This window comes from Bradyrhizobium sp. SMVTL-02 (assembly GCF_051853005.1).
Classification (GTDB): domain Bacteria; phylum Pseudomonadota; class Alphaproteobacteria; order Rhizobiales; family Xanthobacteraceae; genus Bradyrhizobium.
Window position 1 is genome coordinate 5790396 of the sequence record NZ_CP182469.1, and the last position, 15727, is coordinate 5806122.

At 64.6% G+C, this 15727-nt stretch carries 16 protein-coding genes and 1 pseudogene; 5 read left to right on the plus strand and 12 right to left on the minus strand.

The window, feature by feature from the left end:
- Positions 1–366 precede the first annotated feature (366 nt).
- The 3 genes and pseudogenes from ACNJYB_RS27710 to ACNJYB_RS27720 all read right to left on the minus strand — a co-directional run.
- A complete protein-coding gene (locus tag ACNJYB_RS27710) occupies positions 367–2154 on the minus strand; it encodes a chloride channel protein (RefSeq protein ID WP_439369690.1) in 1788 nt (595 codons plus the stop codon).
- Between the two features lie 12 nt (positions 2155–2166).
- Positions 2167–2820 (minus strand): L-fuculose-phosphate aldolase, encoded by a 654-nt coding sequence (locus ACNJYB_RS27715; protein ID WP_439369691.1) that lies wholly within the window; start codon positions 2818–2820, stop codon positions 2167–2169.
- A 123-nt stretch (positions 2821–2943) separates the two neighbouring features.
- Positions 2944–3284: pseudogene (locus ACNJYB_RS27720) on the minus strand (MarC family protein); the annotation flags it as partial.
- A gap of 80 nt (positions 3285–3364) precedes the next feature.
- On the opposite strand from ACNJYB_RS27720, the gene ACNJYB_RS27725 reads away from it, so the two are divergent.
- The 5 genes from ACNJYB_RS27725 (at position 3365) to ACNJYB_RS27745 (ending at position 7360) form a co-directional block, all read left to right on the plus strand.
- The gene (locus tag ACNJYB_RS27725; protein ID WP_439369692.1) at positions 3365–3571 is read left to right on the plus strand and encodes a hypothetical protein; all 207 of its coding nucleotides are present in this window, start codon (positions 3365–3367) and stop codon (positions 3569–3571) included.
- Positions 3572–3684: 113 nt separating this feature from the next.
- Positions 3685–4251 carry a YciE/YciF ferroxidase family protein gene (locus tag ACNJYB_RS27730; protein ID WP_439369693.1) on the plus strand — a complete coding sequence of 189 codons (567 nt, stop codon included), beginning with the start codon at positions 3685–3687 and terminating at the stop codon, positions 4249–4251.
- 151 nt (positions 4252–4402) lie between these two features.
- Positions 4403–4786, plus strand: coding sequence for an Hsp20/alpha crystallin family protein (locus ACNJYB_RS27735; RefSeq protein ID WP_439369694.1), 384 nt, complete (start codon positions 4403–4405; stop codon positions 4784–4786).
- Between the two features lie 8 nt (positions 4787–4794).
- Entirely contained in the window at positions 4795–7200 is a 2406-nt protein-coding gene (lon, locus tag ACNJYB_RS27740; RefSeq protein WP_439369695.1) for an endopeptidase La, read from the plus strand.
- 4 nt (positions 7201–7204) lie between these two features.
- Complete coding sequence (locus ACNJYB_RS27745; RefSeq protein ID WP_439369697.1) at positions 7205–7360, plus strand: hypothetical protein; 156 nt, start codon at positions 7205–7207, stop codon at positions 7358–7360.
- Between the two features lie 71 nt (positions 7361–7431).
- Here the strand turns inward: ACNJYB_RS27745 and ACNJYB_RS27750 are convergent, their stop codons facing one another.
- From ACNJYB_RS27750 to ACNJYB_RS27790, 9 genes are all read right to left on the minus strand, one after another.
- Positions 7432–7734 carry an HU family DNA-binding protein gene (locus tag ACNJYB_RS27750; protein ID WP_008139488.1) on the minus strand — a complete coding sequence of 101 codons (303 nt, stop codon included), beginning with the start codon at positions 7732–7734 and terminating at the stop codon, positions 7432–7434.
- 443 nt (positions 7735–8177) lie between these two features.
- On the minus strand, positions 8178–9410 hold the full coding sequence (locus ACNJYB_RS27755) for an acetyl-CoA C-acetyltransferase (RefSeq protein ID WP_439369698.1): 1233 nt from the start codon (positions 9408–9410) through the stop codon (positions 8178–8180).
- Positions 9411–9641: 231 nt separating this feature from the next.
- Positions 9642–11105, minus strand: coding sequence for a GH1 family beta-glucosidase (locus ACNJYB_RS27760; protein ID WP_439369700.1), 1464 nt, complete (start codon positions 11103–11105; stop codon positions 9642–9644).
- A gap of 150 nt (positions 11106–11255) precedes the next feature.
- Complete coding sequence (locus tag ACNJYB_RS27765; protein WP_439369701.1) at positions 11256–11669, minus strand: hypothetical protein; 414 nt, start codon at positions 11667–11669, stop codon at positions 11256–11258.
- Positions 11670–11730: 61 nt separating this feature from the next.
- On the minus strand, positions 11731–11898 hold the full coding sequence (locus tag ACNJYB_RS27770; protein WP_439369702.1) for a hypothetical protein: 168 nt from the start codon (positions 11896–11898) through the stop codon (positions 11731–11733).
- A gap of 129 nt (positions 11899–12027) precedes the next feature.
- Positions 12028–12261 carry a hypothetical protein gene (locus ACNJYB_RS27775; RefSeq protein WP_283025008.1) on the minus strand — a complete coding sequence of 78 codons (234 nt, stop codon included), beginning with the start codon at positions 12259–12261 and terminating at the stop codon, positions 12028–12030.
- Positions 12258–12551 carry a hypothetical protein gene (locus ACNJYB_RS27780; RefSeq protein ID WP_439369704.1) on the minus strand — a complete coding sequence of 98 codons (294 nt, stop codon included), beginning with the start codon at positions 12549–12551 and terminating at the stop codon, positions 12258–12260. The genes ACNJYB_RS27775 and ACNJYB_RS27780 overlap by 4 nt, the downstream gene beginning before the upstream one ends.
- Positions 12552–12682: 131 nt before the next feature.
- Positions 12683–13042 carry a hypothetical protein gene (locus tag ACNJYB_RS27785; protein ID WP_439369705.1) on the minus strand — a complete coding sequence of 120 codons (360 nt, stop codon included), beginning with the start codon at positions 13040–13042 and terminating at the stop codon, positions 12683–12685.
- Positions 13043–13151: 109 nt separating this feature from the next.
- Positions 13152–15614 carry a TonB-dependent receptor gene (locus tag ACNJYB_RS27790; RefSeq protein ID WP_439369706.1) on the minus strand — a complete coding sequence of 821 codons (2463 nt, stop codon included), beginning with the start codon at positions 15612–15614 and terminating at the stop codon, positions 13152–13154.
- Positions 15615–15727: the final 113 nt, after the last annotated feature.

Here is a 15727-nt window from a genome sequence, read left to right on the forward strand (position 1 = left end):
GCCCGGCAGGTTCGGCCGGGCTCTCACCCTGTCCGGCAGCAACAAGAATATGCTTTTATCCTCAAGCGCTTCCGGCGACTTCAACAAGCCGAAAAAATCGCTGGCGGAAAGGACCACACGGTTTTGCCGTACGCACGGCCCGCCATTTCGTCGCAGTATTCCCAGCCCCGTCGACAGAGCCGGAAACTTACAGACGAGACGAACCTGTCAGCGCCGTTCGTCCGCACGAGGCCTCGGGCTCACGGAGAGCAATCCCCCCTGTCCTCAAGCTTTCGCGCCCGACGCTGCCGCGTCCACCGCAAGCCCGGCTCGCGAAAATGACGACCACATGATCGCCGGCGCACGCACGCCGTCCCCCTCAACGTCTTACGACAGCGCGCCCAGCACGCCGCGCGTGGCCTTGTCGATCTCCTCGACATAGCGGCGGCGGGCGAAGGTCTCGGTGAGGAAGCCGACCACCTTGCGGCTGTCGGTGGAATCGACCACCGCCAGCATCTCCGCTTCGGCCTCGTCGAACACCGCCATCGCCGACTTCACGTTCATTTCCGGGATCAGCACGATGTCGATCAGGCGGGCGAGCTCGATCACCTGGATGTCGTCTGCGATGGTGTCAAGATCGCTGGAATACAAGTCGGGCAGCAGGACGAGGCCGACATATTCGTCCGCGTTGTTGACGATGACTATGCCAGGCCGCGACCCCAGCGCGAATTCCCGGCGTACAGCCGCGATCGTCGTGGTCGACGGTACCTTGCCGACGTCGGACCGCATCAGGCGCTCGACGGTGAGGTTGCGCAGCCAGCCGACGTCGTTGGCGCTGCGGATGGTCTCGCCGCGCAGATGCAGGCGCCAGGTCGAGAAGGAGTGGCCGAACATGAAGCGCACGCAGATCGAGGTGACGATGCAGCCGGCCAGCACCACGGCGGTGACGTCGACATTGCGGGTCATCTCGAGCACGAGGAACGACATCGTCAGGGGGCCGCCGACGATGGCAACACCCAGTGTCGCCATGCCCGTCAGCATCGCCACCAGCGGATCGATCACGAAGTTCGGGCTGATCAGTTCCAACAACTCGGCGAAGAACTTCCCGATCAGACTGCCGACGAACAGCGAGGCGAAGAACAGGCCGCCGCGGAAGCCCGAGGCGAGCGAGATCAGGCAGGCCGTTACCTTCAGGGCGATGATCAGCGCGATCAGGCCGATCGTCATGTCGTGAAACAGATCGAGCACCATGGCGCCGTGGCCGGCCGCCAGCACCTGCGGCGTGACGATCGCAAAGCCGCCGACGATGAGGCCGCCCAGCACCGGACGGAGCCAGACCGGCAGCCAGGCGAACAGGCGCTCGAACACCGGCGAGGAACGCATCACGGCGATCCCGACGCCGCTGGTGATGAGCGCAAGCCCGATCAACGCCAGATATTGCTCGACGCCGACGGCGCTGACCTTGGGTATCTCCAATGAATACGGTGCGCCGCCGAGCCATTGCGCGGTCAGTGCGCCGGCGAGCGAGGCCGCCAGGATCGGGGCAGCGCTGCCGACGGAATAGACGCCGACGATCAGCTCGCAGGCGTAGAAGGCGCCGGTGATCGGCGCCCCGAACGCGGCCGCGATCGCAGCGGCCGCACCGCAGCCGACCATCAGCCGCAGATCGTTGCGGCGCAGATTGAAGAACTTGCCGAGCAGGGAGGCGATGCCGGAGCCAATCTGGGTATAACCGGCCTCGAGGCCGACCGACGCGCCGCAGCCATTGGAGATCAGCGTCTGGCTCGACACCACCACGCTGTCGCGCATCGAGAGATTGCCGCCGCGCAGCGCATTCGCCTCGATCGGGTCGACCGCGTTGGAGATCTTCATGCGCCGCCGCGACCATTCCATGATTCCGAGCGCAAGTCCGCCGAGCGCAGGCGCGAGCAGCGCGGCCCAGGGGCTCACGCGCGCATTGGCCGACAGGCGAACGTCGACGGGGATGCCGTAGATCACCACATGGGCGATCTGCGCGATCTCGGCCATCAGCGTCACGATGGCGCCGGCAAGCGTGCCGATCACGAGCGCCAGCGGGATCAGGTAGAACTCGTTGCTGCGCAACAGAGCGCGCAGCCGAACCATGGTGCGGTTCGTTCCCTTGCGATCGACGAGATGCCTGATCCGTACGAACACCGTCTGCCCGCCCTACCCTTCCGACAGGCCGTAGCCGGCCATGCGCTGGCGGACCCGTTCGATCTCGTCACTGGAAAGCAGCGGCGGTTGTCCGATCTGAAGACAGCCGTGATATTGCCGCGCCAGCGTCTCGACTTCGACAGCGAGCCACATCGCCTTGTCCAGCGTCTTGCCGATCGCGATCATGCCGTGATGGTCGAGCAGGCAGGCAAGCCGCCCCTCCAGCGCCCGCACCGCGTGGTCGGACAGTTCCTCCGTTCCGAAGGTCGCATAGGGAGCGCAGCGGATGCTGTCGCCGCCAGCAGCCGCGATCATGTAGTGTACGGGCGGGATCTCCATGCCCATGATCGCCAGGATGGTGCAATAGGTCGGATGGGCGTGGACGACGGCGTTGACGTCGGGCCGCGACATCAGGATGTCGCGATGGAAGCGCCATTCGCTGGACGCCTTCTGATGGCGCGCATGCGAGCCGTCCATTGCCATGAACACGATCTGGTCCGGCGTCATGGCGTCATAGGGCACGCTGGTCGGCGTGACCAGAAGCCCGTCCGCATGCCGGACACTGATATTGCCTGACGTGCCCTGGTTGATGCCGAGCGCGTTCATGCGGCGGCAGGCGTCGATGATGGCCTGTCTCTTGGCGAGCTCGTCCGCTGGCATCGACATCCGATTTTCCTGGTGCTGGTAGGAGGGGAAGTACGTCAAAGCAACATGGCAGCGCAAGCGAAAGCGGCCGGCCCGTCGGCATCCGGACGGCGCGCCCGCTCCTTCGCGAAATAGACCATAAAATCAACAAATTAACAGATTGTCGCAGGCCTGGGCGAGGTTCGTCCGGACGGCCGCGATGCCGTTGATCATGAACTGCACCGAATAGGCCGCGAGCAGCACGCCGAGCACACGCGAGAGCAGCGCGTTTTCCGGTGCGCCCGAGGGTACGGGCGATCAGGCTTGCGGAGAGAAAAAGCAGGGCATGCAGAGCAGGCAAACCGCGAGCACGATCGCGATGATGATCGCAAATCGCGTGCCGTAGCCGGCGTCGCCCGACAGCAGCAGCGTGGTCGCGATCGCGCCGGGACCGGCCTCATCGGGATGGCCAGGGGAAACACGGCGACGTCGCAGGCATGCTCCGGCCCGGTCCTCGACGCTGGAACGATGGCTGCCGGGCTGACTTAGCCCAGCGCAAACAGTCTGGAAATCACCGGAGACGACAATGAGCGACAGTGGAATCGGAATGCTCCTTGGCCAGCTCTCGGCCAATCTGCTTTGGCTCTGGTTCATCGGAGCCTTCCTGCTCGGTGCGGTTCTCGTCTATGGCGTGATGAAGGCCGGACGCCTGCGGCGCGGCGAACGCGCGCGGCTCGACCGCGACACCGAGGCACGACAACGGCAGGAAGATCCCTACAAGCGGCCGACCTGAGCGATCGCCGCCAGTGCCGGTTGCAGTTTGGAACTTTCGATCTCCCAAAGTCTTTGACCGCCTGAGGATCAAGGAAGGAGACGCCTTCCCGTGTCACCTCAAGAGGAGGACGTATGGCTAAACGAGCGAAGAAACGAACAAGCAAGAAGACCGCGGCGCGCCGGCCGCGTCAGGCGCCGAAGATGCTCAGCGATCTGTTTCTGGAAACGCTGAAGGACATCTATTTCGCCGAGAACAAGATCATCAAGACCTTGCCGAAGATGGCCAAGGCCGCGCAGTCCAAGGACCTCGCGGCTGCCTTCAACAAGCATCTGCGCGAGACCCAGGGTCAGGTCAAGCGCCTCGACCAGATCTTCCGGATGCTGGGCAAACCCGCGCGCGGCAAGCCCTGCGAGGCCATCAACGGCATCGCGGACGAGGGCGCCGAGATCATGAAGGAATTCAAGGGAGCCCCCGCCCTCGACGCCGGACTGCTCGCGTCCGCCCAGTCGGTCGAGCATTACGAAATCTCCCGCTACGGCACGCTGCGCACCTGGGCCGAGGAGCTCGGCATGCAGGACGCAGCAAGGCTGCTCCAGGAGACGCTGGACGAGGAAGAGGCGACCGATCGCACGCTGACCGAGCTCGCCACCTCCGTCATCAACCTCGAAGCGGAAGACGAGTATCGCGCCGCGGCCTGATGCTGTCCGCTCTCATGACAGAACGCCGCGGCCTTGCCGCGGCGTTTGCTTGTGGGATCGCACGATGGCGCATGGCACGTCAGCAGCACTGCACTGGACTTCCCCGGAACCGGCCCCATATGCAGGCTTTCCCAGCCCCCAGGTCCGCATCATGCAACCCAAAAATCCCCTCGACTGGATGCTGTCCGAAGCCCTGGACTCGCTGACGCGTGCCGAGCGGCTGCGGCACCAGTTCGGCCGCCAGGAAGCCTGCTGGGAGCCGCCGATCGACGTGCTCGAGACCGAGCATGAGCTTTTGATCCTGGTCGCGCTTCCCGGCGTCACTCCGGACAATGTCGAGACGGTCATCCATGACGGCGTGCTCGTGATTTCCGGCCAGCGCACGCTGCCGCCGGAGCTTCGCAAGGCCCGCATCCACCGGCTCGAGCTGCCGCAGGGGCGTTTTGAGCGCCGCATTGCATTGCCCCTCGGCCGCTACGCCATCAGCCGCTTCGTGATGGACGGCTGCGTCGCACTGCGCCTCGCCAAATCCTGAGGTCGATCATGGCCACCGAACCGATGAATAACGCACAGACCAATTCCCAAAACGGCTCCGACGTGAAGATCCCCGAGGACGCACTGATCATCATCCCCGTGCGCGAGATGGTGCTGTTTCCCGGCGCCATCGCGCCGATCGCGATCGGCCGGGCGAAGTCGATCGCCGCCGCGCAGCAGGCGCTGCGCGAGCAGCGGCCGGTCGGCATCGTCCTGCAGCGCAGCCCGCAGATCGAGGACCCCGGGCCGGACGACCTCTACCGGGTTGCCACTATCGCCAACATCGTGCGCTACATCACCGCGCCCGACGGCACGCATCACATCGTCTGCCAGGGCGTGCAGCGCGCCCGCATCCTCGACTTCCTGCCGGGGACGCCGTTCCCGGCCGCGCGCATCCAGCAGATTCCGGAGCCGACCACGAACTCGCCCGAGATCGAGGCGCGCGCGCTGAACCTGCAGCGCCAGGCGATCGAGGCGATCGAGCTGCTGCCGCAGGCGCCGCCCGAGCTGGTCGCGATGTTCCAGGGCACCACCGCGCCCGGCGCGCTGGCCGACCTGGCGACCTCGTTCATGGATATCAAGCCTCAGGACAAGCAGGAGGTCTTGGAGACCATCGACCTCGCCTTGCGCGTCGAGAAGGTGTCGAAGCACCTGGCCGAGCGGCTGGAGGTGCTGCGCATCAGCAACGAGATCGGCCAGAAGACCAAGGCCACGTTCGACGAGCGACAGCGCGAGGCGATCCTGCGCGAGCAGTTGGCGACCATCCAGCGCCAGCTCGGCGAAGGCGACGGCAAGGCCGCCGAGGTCACCGAGCTGACGGCTGCCATCGCCAAGGCGAACATGCCTCCGGAAGCGGAGGCGCATGCCAAGAAGGAGCTGCGCCGCTACGAGCGTATGCCCGAGGCGGCCGCCGAAGCCGGCATGGTCCGCACCTACCTCGACTGGCTGATCGAGCTGCCTTGGGCGCTGCCGGCGGAGAAGCCGATCGACATCAAGGAGGCGCGTCGCATCCTGGATGCCGATCATTTCGGCCTGGAGAAGATCAAGAGCCGGATCATCGAATATCTGGCGGTGCGCAAGCTCGCCCCGCAGGGCAAGGCCCCGATCCTGTGCTTCGTCGGCCCGCCCGGCGTCGGCAAGACCTCGCTCGGCCAGTCCATCGCCCGCGCGATGGATCGCCCCTTCGTGCGCGTCAGCTTAGGGGGCGTGCATGACGAGGCCGAGATCCGCGGTCACCGGCGCACCTATATCGGTGCCCTGCCCGGCAACATCATCCAAGGCATCAAGAAGGCGGGCAGCCGCAACTGCGTCATGATGCTGGATGAGATCGACAAGATGGGCCGCGGCGTGCAGGGCGATCCCTCCGCAGCCATGCTGGAGGTGCTCGACCCCGAGCAGAACGGGACGTTCCGGGACAATTACCTGGGCGTGCCCTTCGACCTGTCGCGCGTGGTGTTCATCGCGACCGCCAACATGCTGGACCAGATTCCGGGTCCGCTGCTGGACCGCATGGAGCTGATCAGCCTCGCCGGTTACACCGAGGACGAGAAGCTGGAGATCGCGCGGCGCTACCTGGTGCGGCGGCAGCTCGAGGCCAACGGTCTCTCGGCCGAGCAGGCCGAGATCGAGCCGGAGGCGCTGAAGCTGATCATCAAGGGCTACACCCGCGAAGCCGGCGTCCGTAACCTGGAGCGCGAGATCGGCAAGGTGTTCCGCCATGCCGCGGTGCAGGTCGCCGAAGGCACGGCTGCCAAGGTCGCGGTGACGACGAAGGACATCGCCACCGTGCTCGGCCAGCCGCGCTTCGAGGGCGAGATCGCGCAGCGCACCAGCATTCCGGGCGTGGCCACCGGCCTTGCCTGGACGCCGGTCGGCGGCGACATCCTGTTCATCGAGGCTTCGCGCGTGCCCGGCCGCGGCGGCATGATCCTGACCGGCCAACTCGGCGAGGTCATGCGCGAGAGCGTGCAGGCGGCGCTGACGCTGGTGAAGAGCCGGGCCTCGCAGCTCGGCATCGATCCGTCCGTGTTCGAGAAGAGCGACATCCACGTTCACGTCCCCGCGGGGGCGACCCCGAAGGACGGACCGAGCGCGGGTGTGGCGATGTTCACGGCGCTGACGTCGCTGCTCACCAATCGCACGGTGCGCAGCGACACCGCGATGACGGGCGAGATCTCGCTGCGCGGTCTGGTGCTGCCGGTCGGCGGCATCAAGGAGAAGGTGGTGGCTGCGGCCGCCGCCGGGCTGAAGCGGGTGATGCTGCCGGCGCGCAACAAGCGGGATTATGACGACATCCCGAAGAGCGCGCGGGACACCCTCGAATTCATCTGGCTGGAGCGCGTCGACGAGGCCATCGCCGCAGCGCTCGAGCCGGCGGCGGCCCAAGTCGATGCGAACGTCGAAGCGGCGGAGTGATGCGATGAAGAAACTGCTGGAAAAAGCGAAGAGATCGCGCAGGACGCAGCGGCTGCGCCAGCTGCTCGATCGCGCCATCGACCGGGTTCGCGATGCGCTTGCAGGGCCCGAGCCGCGGCTTGAGCCGGTCCCGGTCCGGGTGAAGCGCCGCAAGGGTTGAGCCCCTCCGTCTCAGGCCCCCGCGCTGCCCCAAACAAAAGGCCCCCTCGGTGCGAGGGGGCCTTTGCGGTATCAGGCCACGGCGTCCTTGGCAGCCTTGACCGGGCGGGCGCGGACGATCTTCCGGGCCGGCTTGGCCTTGAACATCATCTCCTCACCCGTGAACGGGTTGGTGCCCTTGCGCGCCTTGGTCGCGGGCTTCTTGATGACCACGAACTTGGCGAAACCCGGCACCAGGAACAGGCCGTTCTTCTTGAGCTCCTTGTGGCCGACGTCGGTCAGCGTCTCCATGACACTCTTGACGTCGCGCTTGGAAAGCTCGGTGGCGGTCGCAATCTTTTCGATCAACTGCGATTTCGACATTTGGGCTGGCATCGTGTCTCCTCTGATTCGTTGCCGGTTGCATATTAGACCAAGCGGCGAAGGCCTATAGCCCTCTGCACAGTTTTGTCGCGATTTTACGGGCTTTTTTGGCCCCCTGTGGCAAAAAACCCTGCTTTTTAGCTATTTCCGGAGCGGAAGAAGCCTCTGACAGCGGGTTTTACCTTGTTTCAAAGGCCCGCACGCAACCTTGCTAAAGCTGATTCGCGCCTTTCGACAAGCTACGAGCGAACGAGGGCGCGCGATTCACCCTGAAAAATAAGGGTTGGATCGCACTGCAGCCGCTTTTGCAGGTGCTCTCCTTCTCCCCGTTCTTGCGGGGAGAGGGTCGGCGTGAGGGGCTGCTTCAGCAAAGACGGTGAGAGTTCAGTGCGCGGAGAGTCCCCCTCGCCCGCATGAATCCGACCTCCCCACGCAAGCGGGGCGAGGTGAACAGGCTAAACGCGCTCGATGATGATGGCGGGCGCCATGCCGCCGGCGGCACACATCGTGACGAGACCGCGCTTCATGTCGCGCCGCTCGAGCTCGTCGAGCACGGTGCCGATCAGGATCGAGCCGGTCGCGCCGATGGGATGGCCGAGCGCGATCGAGCCGCCATTGACGTTGACCTTGGCGCGGTCGAGCTTGAGGTCGCGGATGTATTTTTCCGCGACCACCGCAAAGGCCTCGTTGATCTCGAACAGGTCGATGTCGTCGATGGTGAGCCCCGCCTTCGCCAGCACCTTGCGCGTCGCCGGCACCGGTGCGTTCAGCATCAGGGTCGGCGAGTCCCCCATGTTCGCCATGGCGACGACACGGGCGCGGGCTTTAAGGCCATGCGCCTTGGCATAGGCGGGCGAAGCCAGGAGGATCGCGGCGGCGCCGTCGACGACGCCGGACGAGTTTCCGGCGTGATGCACGAAGTCGATCTTCAGGTCCGGATATTTCTGCAGGATGAGGCCGCGATAGGTCGTGCCCTTGTCGTCGAGCGCGTAATCGGCGATGGCGGGGAAGGCCGGCTTCAGGCTGCTGAGACCCTCCATCGTGGTCTGCGGCCGCGGATATTCTTCGTGGTCGAGCGCGAGGCTCCCGTCCTCGCGATGCACGGGTACGAGGCTCTTCTTGAAATGGCCGTTCGCCATGGCATGCGCGGCGCGCTTCTGGCTCTCGAGCCCGAGGGCGTCGACATCCTGGCGCGTGATCCTTTCGAGAGTCGCGATCGCATCGGCGCAGACGCCCTGATGCGACTGCGGATGCCGTGCCCGCAGGCGCAGATTGCCGGAGTCCATCATCATCGGCCCGCCGCCGCGCCGCCCTTCCATCGACATCATCTCGCAGCCGCCGGCGATGACGAGGTCTTCGGCGCCCGCCATGATCGAGCTCGCCGCCATGTTGACGCTGGTGATGCCGCTGCCGCAGAAGCGGTCCAGCGTCACCGCGCTGGCGCGCACGTCATAGCCGGCATCGAGCGCCGACATGCGGCCGAGATCGCCGCTTTGGGTCGCAACCTGCGCGCTGCAGCCCCAGACGATGTCGTCGACGTCGGCGGTATTGATGCCGGTGCGATCGGCGAGCGCACGCAGCACGGTTGCTCCCAGCTGCTGCGGATGAATGCCCGACAGAGCTCCCTTGCCGGCCTTGCCGACGCCTCGCGGGGTGCGGCAGGCATCGATGATCAGCGCGTCAGCCATTGGCGTTGTCCTCTTGTTGTTGGTGTTGAGAGGCGTTGTGAATCAGGCGCCGAATGGAGTCAATGCGCGCTGCTGCACTCCTCTCCCTGTTCTTAGGGGGAGAGGGTTGGGGTGAGGAGCTGCCTCGGCAAAAAACGGTAACAGACGGACTCGCGGAGGCTCCCCCTCACCCGGATTTTCCGCTGCGCGTAAAATCCGGCCTCTGCCCGCGCGCGGGGAGAGGCGAAGTGATCAAACCCCCGCGGCGTTCTTCGCGATGACGTTGCGGTAGAAACTCGCGCTGAGCTTTGCGGTTCGCACCTGGGTGTCGAAGTTGACGTGATAGAGGCCGAAGCGCTTGCTGAGGCCGAACACCCATTCGAAATTGTCCATCAGGCTCCAGAGGAAATAGCCGCGCACCGGCACGCCCTCGGCGGTGGCGCGCTGCAGCTGGGCGAGATAGTTGCGCAGATACATGATGCGGTCGGTGTCGTAGATCTTGCCGTCGGGCGAAACCACATCGTCGCCGGAGGTGCCATTCTCGGTGATGTAGATCGCATCCGTCTTCCAGATCTTTGCCGCAAGCTTCGGCACCCAGTAGATCGTCTCCGGCGCGACGCGGAGCCAGTTCGAACTCATGTGCGGGAACGATTTCGGGATCGGCAGCGGCATGAAGCCCGCGCCCTCCTCTGACGGAACCACATAGTTCTGGGGCGCGTAGATGTTGAGACCGAGGAAATCGACCGGCGAGGAGATGATCTTCAGCTCGGCCTCGGTATACTTCGGCGCATCGGCGCCGGCATATTTCAGGAACGCGTCGGTATAGCGGCCTTCCATGATGACGTTGAGATAGCCGGCATTCATCTCGCGCAGGGCGATCTCGGCGGCCTGGACATGCTCGGGCGTGTCGATCGCGGGAACGCAGACGTCGATGTTCTCGGCAGGACCCACCCTGGTGCCGTGGCGGCCATGGGCCCGCACCGCCTGAACCGCAAGCCCGTGCGCGAGCGCGCTGTTGTGCCTGATCTGGTTGACCTCTCTTTGCGGCAGCGTCATGCCGGGCGCGTCGATGCCGAGGCCGTAGCCGAACTGCACGAAGCGGCCGCTCTCGTTCAGCGTGAACACGTTCTTGACGCGGTCGGTCAGGCGCTCGGCGACATAGGCCGCATAGTCGCCAAATATCTTGCAGGTCTCGGTCGAGCGCCAGCCGCCGAAGCGGTCCTGCAGCGATTGCGGCAGATCCCAATGATAGAGCGTCGCCCACGGCTCGATGCCGTTCCTGAGCAGCTCGTCGATGAGCCGATTGTAGAAGTCGAGCCCGCCAGCGTTCGGCTTGCCGTCCCCATCAGGGAACACCCGCGGCCAGGCGACCGAGAAGCGATAGGCCTTGCAGCCGAGTTCCTTGATGAGCGCGATATCCTCCTTGTAGCGATGGTAGTGCTCGTTGGCGCGGTCGCCGGTCGAGCCGTCCTCGATCTTGCCGGGAATGCGCACGAACTTGTCCCAGATCGAGATCCCTCGCCCGCCCTCGTCGACCGCGCCCTCGATCTGATAGGACGAGGTCGCCGTGCCCCAGAGAAAGCCTGCCGGAAAGCCGCTGTCGCGCGAGGCTGCTGCCGCCGGCTTCGCATCGGCGCCTTCCAGAGGATTTGCGATGGCTGCCGCGGACAATCCCGCCAGCGCGGCAAACTGGCGACGCGAGACCTTGTCCGACATGCGATGCTGCTCCGGGGTGATGCTTTAGCAGTGGCACAATGGCGGGTCGCGGGCCGTTTGAGAAGCGGCAGTACGGGTGCTGAATCTGCAGAATTGCGCAGCTCGGGGGCGCGGCAGGTGGATGCGAGGCGCCGGAAATGGCTCCCGCCGTCAGCGCGGGCGCCTGGGCAGCTTCGGAAGCTTTGGAAGCTTGTCGGGGTTGAACGCCGGCACCCGCTCGGCTTGCGCGGACGCCGCCGGCGGCTCGGTCAAAATGAGCGTACCATGGAGAACCATTCCTGGCACTTGTTGTGCCGTCGCCGTGTAGGTCGCGATCTTGCCGGGGCAGCTTCCCTCGATGTCCAGCGTCAGCTCGTCCTCAATACCGAAGACCGTCGCGCGTCCGTCGGTATGACGCTTCGTCGACAGTGTGGCGGTGAAACGGTCTCCATCGACCTTGCAGGAGCCGTGATAGGTCATCAGGCTGTCGCGGCCCCAGATCTGGCCGTCTGCAACATGGACGATTCCGGTGCCTTGATCGATTGGCGTCTTGTACCAAGCCGCGTAGGTACCGTCCTTCAGCATGGGAGCAGTCTCCCCTCGTAGTCCCCCACGAATAATCCGCATGAGCAGCGCTAAGAAAGCGTTAATCACGCGGCCCGTGACAATCCGGGACGTCCCTGTGCAGCTCCTCTTCAAGCTCCTCAATGATGCTGTGAAGCAGACACGCGGCAAGCGGGTCGGTCACTTCCCGCTCCAGGCGACGGTAACGCGCGATCTGGAATTGCCGCTCTTTCAACTGGTGCTCTGTCATCGGACGGACCCTCCGCCGAACTGACGCGGAGGCAGCCGAACAGTTTCGTTAAAGTTTTCGGATCATTTGACATGGTTTCCGATCAGTAAAAGCTGCAGCGCCGGCATTCGGCGCAGGACGCCTCCCATCCTACGGCACCTCGCCGCTCCTGCGCCTCTCGCCGATGCTGTGCGGCTTGTTGAGGAAGAACTCCCGATTGCCGAGAGCTGCTTCAGCGTATTGATCGATCGCGACCTGGATCGCCTCGATGTGCATGCGGCACCAGCCTTCGAGGCAGGACAGGCGCCGCGCATGCTCGAGAGCTTTCAGGAACTCCGGGGGCTCCTGCATATCGGAGAAGTAGGTCGGCCTCTCACCTTTCATGCCCGCGCGACCTCTCTTGGCGGTACAAGGCTCGGCGGAACAAGGCGCCGTGGCGCCGGCCGCCGGCGGGGAACGAAGAGGCTGGCGACGACGATCGGGTCGGTGTCCCCGAGAGCAGCCCGCTCCTGGACGAGCCCGCTCATCACGGCGCGCATCTTCATGACCTCCTCGGCCACGAAGGTGCAGTCTTCGTTCCGGTTGATTTGCTCATGCATGATGGCCTCGGCCTCACGCATGCTCACACGTAACGCCCTGATGATTTTACGGATTTCATTGATGCGGTTGTCCATGGCTCGCTCCTTGGCTGGACGCGCAGCATAAGAACAAATCATGAACATTGAGTCAATCGGCCTGAAGTAGAACATGGCCGATCCCATCCCTCACGACGGGAGATGCGGCAGCGAAACGACGTGCCGCTTCTCTAGGACGACAGCCGAAGCCAGACGTCCTTGCTCACCAACGTACCGCTCGGCGTGGCGATCTCCATGTCCACGACATGGAGGGAGCCGGGCTCGTCGGCATAGATGTACCTTAGGTGCCACATGCGGCCGAGGTCCGGTGAAATGACGAAGTCGTCCAGTCCGTCGGTGATGGCCCTGATCGCCTCGCGGTGCGTCAGGGGTGCGGAAAACATCGTATCGATCAGGTTGGCGAGGCTCATGCCCTCGACGAGCATGAGGCGCGCAACCTCGTCACCGTAAACGTGTCGGAGCGCTGCAACGATAGCGGCGACGGCGTCCGGATTTTTCAATGACACGACAAAGCAAGCCTCCGGATCCATGATGCCGGAGGCGGGATATTTGAAGCAAGCTGTCTGCGCAAGGAGCGGACCAATGTCTGCTCTAACCCCCCACTTCGCCCGTGACGCGGACGGCCGGACCTCGGCGCGCCTAGAATGTCACCCGCAACCCCGCGTAGAACGCGCGCGGCCGGGCCGGGCTCAGCGAGCGCGGGTCCGTGAACTCGGCGCCGCCATTGGCGAAGTCGGGCAAGGCTTCACGGTCGAAGAACCGCCCGTAGGTGGCGTAGCGCTTGTCGAAGATGTTGTCGAGCTTGCCATAGAGCTGGATGTTCTTCGTCACCTGATACGAGGTGTGGAGGTTGAACACGGTATAGGACGGCAGCTTCGAATACTGATTGGACTCGTCGCCGACGAAATACTGGCTGGAAACGAACAGCGCGTTGCCGCCGACTTTCCAGACGTCGGTGACGTTGTAGTCGATACCGATCTTGACCCGGTGGCGGGGAATCGCGGGGATCTGGTCGCCGGGCAGGACCTGAATGGTCTCGGTCACGGGATCCCTGAACGGGCTTTCGGAGCCGAGCTCGAAAGCGTCGAGATAGCGTGCGTCGACGAAGGCGTAGCTCGCCTGGAACTGGAGCGTGGGCGATTTGATATTGACCTCGGCCTCGAGCCCCTGGCGCCTGGTACGGCCGACATTGGTGAAATAGCCGAAGCCGGTGCGTCCGACCGCGGGAACGGCGGCAATGTCGTCATAGTTGGTGGCGCGGAACGCACCGATCTTCCATCCAAGAGAGCCGATGTTCAGCTCCTTGGTGCCGCGAAAGCCGGCCTCCACGTTCTTGGACACGACCTGCTTCAGCGGCGGGTCCGAAACCAGAAACGCCGCCAGCAGGCAGGGCCGGACCGGGTCGGCGCAGCCGAGCTCGAGCGGCGTCGGCACGCGGTTGGTCTCGGAATAGCCGGCATAGGCCGTCAGCTCGGGCGTGATCTTATAGGTGCCGCCGATCACCGGATTGAAGCGGGTGAAGGTGTGGTCGCCGTTGAGGCTGGTGCCGAGCTGATCCTCCAGCGTGATGCGCGCCACGTTGAAGCGGCCGCCGCCGGTGACGGCGAAGGCATCCGTGACGTTGAACGTGTCCATCGCGTAGAGGCCGTTATATTGATTGACGGTCCGCAGCGAGACCGGACCTGCGACGGTGTCAGGCACGCCGGTCGGCCCGAGAAACAGGCCGCTGCCGCTGACGACGTAGTTTTCTGCGATCGTGCCGATCTCGGCGGTCGCGTTGTAGCGCGTCACACTGGCGTCGTAGCTTGCGCCCATCACGAACCGGTTGTCGTGCCCGAACAGTTGGTCGGTGTTGGTGGCCTGCCCCGACACGCCGAAGGTGGTCGACCGTATCGAGCTGCGGTCGATCTCGCCCAGGATCGTTCCCGGCGCAAAAGGATTGGCGAGCTGCACGCCGCCCGGGCCATTCGCGGGCGTGGTGTCATTGCCGAAGCAGAGCAGCGTCGGATCAGCACCGCATTCCTGCACGTCGGTCGGATTGCCATCGACCAGCTTCTGCTCGTATCTGCGCAGATGCGCGGTGCCTTCCAGCGTCCAGGTCGGCGTCGCATCGACCTTGCCGGTGAAATTGAGATAGCCGACGCGGTTGCTCGTGGTCTGCGGCGTCGTGTAGGTCGCGCCCCAATATTTGTCGAGCAGCTCGGCCGGAACGGTGGCGCTGGCGCCGAAATCGTTCTTGGCAACGCCCATGTTGACGTGGAATTCGCTGTCGCCTTCCTTGTAGCCGACGTCACCGTAGAAGCGCCGCACGGTCGATTGCGAGAAGTTGCGGAAACCGTTGTCGCGCAGGCCTTCGAGCGCGGCATAGACGCCGTAGTTCTTGTCGACCTGCTTGCCCCATTGCGCCGAACCCTGGACGCGACCGAACGAGCCGCCCATCAGATCGAGCTCGGCACCCTGATAGGTGAAGCCGTCCTTCATCTGCAGGTTGACCGCGCCGCCGAGCGCATTGAGCCCGAAAGCCGGGTTGTTGGTAACGAGCGTCACGGACCTGATCGCAGCGGTCGGGATCAGGTCCCAGTTGACGGCATCCGAAAAGGCTTCGTTGATGCGCACGCCGTTCTGGTACACGGCAAGTCCCTGTGGCGTGCCCGTCACGGGCGAGGCGACGAAGCCACGGAACTCGACATCCGGCTGAAACGGATTGCCGGTGACCTCGGTGATGTTGACGCCGGCGATGTTGTCGCGCAGCGCGTCGGTGACGTTGAGCGAGCCGGTGCGCCTGATCTGGTTGGCATCGACCGCGTTAATTGCCGAGGCGACCTTGTCGACGTCGAGACCCCTGCCGGTGCCTGGCGAGGTCGGGTAGACATAGATGCGTGGCTTGGGGCGGTTCGACGACGAGGCTCCCGTGCGCGCGACCGGCCGGGATGGCGTCGTGCGCCTCGCAGTCGAGGGCGACGGCGCCGTCACCTCGACCGGCGGCAGGTTCTGGACGTTGGTTTCCTCCTCCGGCGCGGCCCCGGCAGGGCTGGCAAAGACCAGCCCCGTCGACACCGAGACCATCAACAAACGACGCTTACCCCTAAGACGCTTGCCCATTCCCGCCTTCCCACCCCACCGGTGACCACCGGCTGTTCTGACTTTTCGCCGGTTGGTGCCGACGAGTGTAATCGGCAGGAACTCACGCGCCAGCCACAAAAGGTCGGATAATA

What these genes read in the sequence shown, in the direction of transcription:
- ACNJYB_RS27765 (WP_439369701.1), bottom strand. Translation starts at nt 11,669, where the DNA reads ATGCTGAAGGACGGTACCTACGCGGCTTGGTACAAGACGCCAATCGAT.
- ACNJYB_RS27735 (WP_439369694.1), top strand. Translation starts at nt 4,403, where the DNA reads ATGCAACCCAAAAATCCCCTCGACTGGATGCTGTCCGAAGCCCTGGAC.
- ACNJYB_RS27755 (WP_439369698.1), bottom strand. Translation starts at nt 9,410, where the DNA reads ATGGCTGACGCGCTGATCATCGATGCCTGCCGCACCCCGCGAGGCGTC.
- ACNJYB_RS27770 (WP_439369702.1), bottom strand. Translation starts at nt 11,898, where the DNA reads ATGACAGAGCACCAGTTGAAAGAGCGGCAATTCCAGATCGCGCGTTAC.
- ACNJYB_RS27730 (WP_439369693.1), top strand. Translation starts at nt 3,685, where the DNA reads ATGGCTAAACGAGCGAAGAAACGAACAAGCAAGAAGACCGCGGCGCGC.
- ACNJYB_RS27715 (WP_439369691.1), bottom strand. Translation starts at nt 2,820, where the DNA reads ATGTCGATGCCAGCGGACGAGCTCGCCAAGAGACAGGCCATCATCGAC.
- ACNJYB_RS27785 (WP_439369705.1), bottom strand. Translation starts at nt 13,042, where the DNA reads ATGGATCCGGAGGCTTGCTTTGTCGTGTCATTGAAAAATCCGGACGCC.
- lon (WP_439369695.1), top strand. Translation starts at nt 4,795, where the DNA reads ATGGCCACCGAACCGATGAATAACGCACAGACCAATTCCCAAAACGGC.
- ACNJYB_RS27760 (WP_439369700.1), bottom strand. Translation starts at nt 11,105, where the DNA reads ATGTCGGACAAGGTCTCGCGTCGCCAGTTTGCCGCGCTGGCGGGATTG.
- ACNJYB_RS27725 (WP_439369692.1), top strand. Translation starts at nt 3,365, where the DNA reads ATGAGCGACAGTGGAATCGGAATGCTCCTTGGCCAGCTCTCGGCCAAT.
- ACNJYB_RS27750 (WP_008139488.1), bottom strand. Translation starts at nt 7,734, where the DNA reads ATGCCAGCCCAAATGTCGAAATCGCAGTTGATCGAAAAGATTGCGACC.
- ACNJYB_RS27780 (WP_439369704.1), bottom strand. Translation starts at nt 12,551, where the DNA reads ATGGACAACCGCATCAATGAAATCCGTAAAATCATCAGGGCGTTACGT.
- ACNJYB_RS27745 (WP_439369697.1), top strand. Translation starts at nt 7,205, where the DNA reads ATGAAGAAACTGCTGGAAAAAGCGAAGAGATCGCGCAGGACGCAGCGG.
- ACNJYB_RS27775 (WP_283025008.1), bottom strand. Translation starts at nt 12,261, where the DNA reads ATGAAAGGTGAGAGGCCGACCTACTTCTCCGATATGCAGGAGCCCCCG.
- ACNJYB_RS27790 (WP_439369706.1), bottom strand. Translation starts at nt 15,614, where the DNA reads ATGGGCAAGCGTCTTAGGGGTAAGCGTCGTTTGTTGATGGTCTCGGTG.